Raw genomic sequence first — 4,578 nt, 5'->3', positions numbered from 1 at the left:
GGCTGCTCCTACAGGTCCAGTGCATGCCCTGGAAGGTGATTACACGCTCAGCATCAGGAATTCGCGCTCCCACGAGCTGATAACGCGCTTGTAGTTCTCATGCTCGGCGCGCTTGACCGCCACGTAACCCTGGACGAACTGCTTGCCCAGGTACTGCTGCACGGTCTCGCAGTCTTCCATGTGCTGCAGGGCGTCTTCGATGGTGATCGGCAGGCGCAGGTTGCGCCGCTCGTAGGCGCGGCCCTGCACCGGTGCGCTGGGCTCGATGCGCTCGACCATGCCCAGGTAGCCGCACAGCAGGCTGGCGGCGATGGCCAGGTACGGGTTGGCATCGGCGCCCGGCAGGCGGTTTTCCACGCGCATCGCTTCGGGGCTGGAGGTAGGCACGCGCAGGCCGGCGGTGCGGTTTTCTTCACCCCACTCGACGTTCACTGGTGCCGAGGTGTCCGGCAGGAAGCGGCGGAACGAGTTGACGTTGGGCGCGAACATCGGCAGCAGCTTGGGGATGTACTTCTGCAAACCACCGATGTGGTGCAGGAACAGCTGGCTCATGCTGCCGTCTTCATTGGCGAAGATCGGCTTGCCGGTGGCGATGTCGACCACGCTCTGGTGCAGGTGCATGGCACTGCCGGGCTCGTCGGTGATCGGTTTGGCCATGAAGGTGGCGGCCACGTTGTGCTTGAGCGCAGCTTCACGCATGGTGCGCTTGAACACGGTGATCTGGTCGGCCAGGTCCAAGGCGTCGCCGTGACGGAAGTTGATCTCCATCTGCGCCGGGCCGTCTTCATGGATCAGCGTGTCCAGGTCCAGGCCCTGGATCTCGCACCAGTCGTAGACGTCTTCGAACAGCGGGTCGAACTCGTTGGCGGCATCGATCGAGAACGACTGGCGACCGCTTTCGGCACGGCCGGAACGCCCAAGCGGCACTTGCAGTGGCAGGTCCGGGTCTTCGCAGCGCTGGGTCAGGTAGAACTCCATCTCCGGTGCCACGATCGGTTGCCAGCCTTTGTCGGCATACAGCTTGAGCACTTTCTTCAGCACGTTGCGCGGCGACAGCTCGATGGGGTTGCCTTGCTTGTCGAAGGTGTCGTGGATAACGATCGCGGTCGGCTCGATCGCCCACGGGATCTGGTACACGGCGCTCGGGTCTGGGCGGCAGACCATGTCGATGTCGGCGGCATCGAGCAGGTTGTAGTAGATGTCATCGTCGACATAGTCGCCGGTGACTGTCTGCAGCAGCACGCTCTCGGGCAGGCGCATGCCACGCTCGTGGAGAAACTTGGCGGTGGGGGCGATCTTGCCGCGGGCGATACCGGTCAGGTCGCTGATCACGCATTCGACTTCGGTGATCCGGTGTTCTTTCAGCCAGGTGGACAGCTGATCGAAGGGGGCGTTCATACAGACCTCTTGGTTGGGTTTTAGTGTGGAAGCAAGCGTGCCAAGCGTAAACCGGTGAACGGTTTCGAAAGCGTCCCGCTTCCCAGGTGACGCGCTGGAGACTATCTTGGTCGCAGCCCGCATGGCTGATCTATCCACTTTCTCCGGCAATGAATGCACCAAAAGAGTGCAACTAGGACCGAGCGTGACAACCGCCAATGCCCTGCAAGTCCAGGCTTTCCACACCACCGACGTGACCGAACAAGTACGTGCCACCCCTGGCTGGCAGCAGCAGTACCGGCAGATGTCGCCTGGGCATTTCAGCGGTGAACTGCGTTGCCTGGGGCTTGACGGGGTGGAGGTGTACGAGGAGCGGCTGAACACCCGGGTGGAGCAGTTTTTCCGCGCACCCAGCGGTTCGCTGGCGTTCTGCTTCGACCGCAGCGAAAACAGCCTGTATCTGCTGAACGAGCAGAGCCGCAACATCTGGATCACCCCGGAGAACTACCAGGAAGTGGCGGTCGTGTTCGACCAGGCTTTCCTGGCCCGTCATGGGCTTGACCCGCAGCGCCTGGAAGGGTTGTTCATGGTGCCGCTGGGCAGTGGGCAGAATGCGTTGTTCGGCAGTTGGCTGAGCGCGACACTGACCCGCCTGGGCGAGGCGGATTGCCCGCTGCAGGGGCAGGCCCTGGCGGAGCAGCTGCTGGAGGACTGCCTGTTCATCCTCGACAACGCCTGCCAGCGCCTGCAGGGCGTGGCGTTGGGCCGGCGTGACGAGGAACGGGCGATCATGCGCCGGGTGAGCGAGTGGGCGGCCGACTGCCCGGAGGAGACGCTTAACCTGGTGGAGCTGGCGGATGTTGCCGGGGTTTCCCTGCGTCAGTTGCAACAAGCCTTCAAGGCGTTTACCGGGATGCCACCGGCGCACTGGTTGCGCCTGCGCCGGCTGAACGGTGCACGGCGTGATCTGCTGCGCGGCGGTGAAGTGACCGTGGCCGAGGTGGCGATGCGTTGGTCGTTCTGGCATTTGGGAAGGTTTTCAGAGAGTTACCGGCAGTTGTTCAAGGAGTTTCCCAGTGAGACCTTGAAGCGGGGCAGGGGCTGAGTCTGGTGGTGTAGCTTGATGGTGTAACTGCTCCTACAGGATCGCCCCAATGCAGGCATCGTGAGATCCCTGTGGGAGCGGGTTCACCCGCGAAGAGGCCGGCCCAGGCATACACAGCCCAGCATTCCACCGCGAAAATTGCTATCGTGCCGCCCTGATTCCACCCGAGGTGCCGATGTTCTACCTGCCTTTGCCCAGCGACCAGGCCGACCGCCTCGCCAGCGAGCCCATCACCGACTTCTTCACCACCGCCAGCGTCCTCGACGCCGCCGCAGTGCTGTTCGTGCAGAACCTGCCGCGCCAGTCCGCCACCGCCTCCGCGGATGCGCAGGAGCGTCGCTTTGCCGAAACGGTGCGTATTGCCAACGAGGTCGAAGGCGCCGCGCCGGGGCGCTTCCAGGGCCAAGTAGCGCAGCACTTCGATCGCGAAGCCTTCGCCATGGGCCTGGGCATGCTGGGCGAAAACGGTATCGCACTGCTGTCGACCGAGGTGCAGTACCAGGCCGACGAGCTGCTGGACGCCGAGGGCCAGTGGAACTTCCAGTTCGCCGACAGCTACCGCCAGCGGGCAAATCCGCTGCACCCGGTGTACCTGCCGTCACTGGCCAGCGACCTGATGCTCAGCGACCAACAGAACCGCCTGCTGCGCGAATTCCTCAGTGGTATCGATGAGTCGGTGGCGGTACAGGGCTTTGCCGGCACCGGCAAGACCTTCCTGATTCACCAGTTCGCCAGGCTGCTCGAGCCGCAGCGTACGCTGTTGCTGGCCTTGACCGAAGGCCAGCTGCGCGCGCTGCAGGCGCGGGTCAAGGACGCCGCTGCCTACACCGCGCTGACCTTTGGCCAGTTGGCCGACGAGTTGCTCAACCGCGACCTCACCAACAATGGCTGGCGCCTGCGCGACCCGTATCGCACCAAGCTTTCGTGGCGCCCGCAGGATGCGCAGGTGGTACGTTGGCTGGCCATCCCCGACATCGGCCCGCTCGCCGCGCGCGATGTGGTTGCCTTGTGCATCCGTGCGGTACGCACGTTCTGCCACAGTGCCGACACCCAGCTGCAGTTGCACCACCTGCCCTGGGCCGGGCCGGGGACCACGCCACTGGACCAGGAAGTGTTGCTGGAAAAGGCACGGCTGTACTGGCAGGAGCTGATTCGCCCGTCGGCACGAGAAATCCAGTTGCCGGTGCGCGACTACCACCGGGTCAAACTGCTGTCGCTGACCAGTCATGTGATCGACAGCCGCTACACCCATGTCATCGTCGACGAGGCCCACGAGCTGTCGGCACCGATGCTTGCCGTGCTCGACCGCAGCCCGCAGTCGATCATTGCCCTGGGTGACGAACTGCAGAACCTCAACGGCCTCAGCGCGCATCATGGCGGCTTCATCCGCCAGCGATACATCGACCACTCACTGCGGGCCGGCCCGGCGATGGACAACGTGCTCAACCCGCTGATCCAGGCCCACCCGGCAGCGATCCAGGCAGCCTTCAGCGGCAGTGCCGAGCATTACACCCGGGTCAGCTTCTTCGATGCGGTAACGGTGCCGGAGCAGCCTACGGCGCTGATCGTCGACGATGAATGGGGCTTGTTTGGCTGGTTCCAGCGTCTGACCCATCAGGGCGTGCAGTTCGTGCTGCTGAAAAGCGCGCGCAAGGACTTCGAGTTGTTCGTCGAAGACTGCATCGAGCTGTACCGCCATGGCACCCGGCCGCGTCACCCGATGCTGTTCCGCTATGCCAGCTGGCAGGCGCTGGAGCAGGACAAGGGTGATGACAAGGCGTTCGTCGCCGTGGCCAACATGCTGCGCAAGGGCTACACGCCAGAACACTTTGCCAGGGCCAAGAGCCGTTACCGTTGGGACAAGGCACCCAAGCTGTTCCTGGGGCGGGTGCGGGATGTGAAGAACATGGAGTTCGCTCGGGTGATGGTGTCGCCAGAGCTGATGGTAGCGCCGCAGGTGGCGGGGAACCGCAATGAGCGGGCGCGGATGCTGGCGGGGTTGTATACCGCCTGTTCGCGGGCGCGGCATGAACTGATCGTGCCGGGTGGGATGCTGGACTGGGTCAAGGACCAGGTTCGCGATTGAGGCCCCTTGC

The 4,578-nt window shown here is 63.8% G+C and carries 3 protein-coding genes; 2 read left to right on the top strand and 1 reads right to left on the bottom strand.

The genetic code is table 11. The features are described 5' to 3' along the window. Positions 1-39: 39 nt before the first annotated feature. Positions 40-1,398: a glutamine synthetase family protein gene (locus tag ACK1U9_RS16180; protein WP_046614227.1), complete on the bottom strand. Its 1,359-nt coding sequence runs from the start codon at positions 1,396-1,398 to the stop codon at positions 40-42. 184 nt (positions 1,399-1,582) lie between these two features. Here ACK1U9_RS16180 and ACK1U9_RS16175 point away from each other — a divergent pair, with 184 nt between their 5' ends. Both ACK1U9_RS16175 and ACK1U9_RS16170 read left to right on the top strand, forming a co-directional pair. Continuing rightward, the gene (locus tag ACK1U9_RS16175) at positions 1,583-2,482 is read left to right on the top strand and encodes a helix-turn-helix domain-containing protein (protein WP_046614226.1); all 900 of its coding nucleotides are present in this window, start codon (positions 1,583-1,585) and stop codon (positions 2,480-2,482) included. A gap of 175 nt (positions 2,483-2,657) precedes the next feature. Further along, the gene (locus ACK1U9_RS16170) at positions 2,658-4,568 is read left to right on the top strand and encodes an AAA family ATPase (RefSeq protein WP_449110013.1); all 1,911 of its coding nucleotides are present in this window, start codon (positions 2,658-2,660) and stop codon (positions 4,566-4,568) included. Positions 4,569-4,578: the final 10 nt, after the last annotated feature.

It is taken from the genome of Pseudomonas sp. XP1, assembly GCF_053557675.1.
The sequence above is the reverse complement of the archived record's forward strand: the minus strand, read 5'-3'. Positions and strand labels throughout refer to the sequence as shown.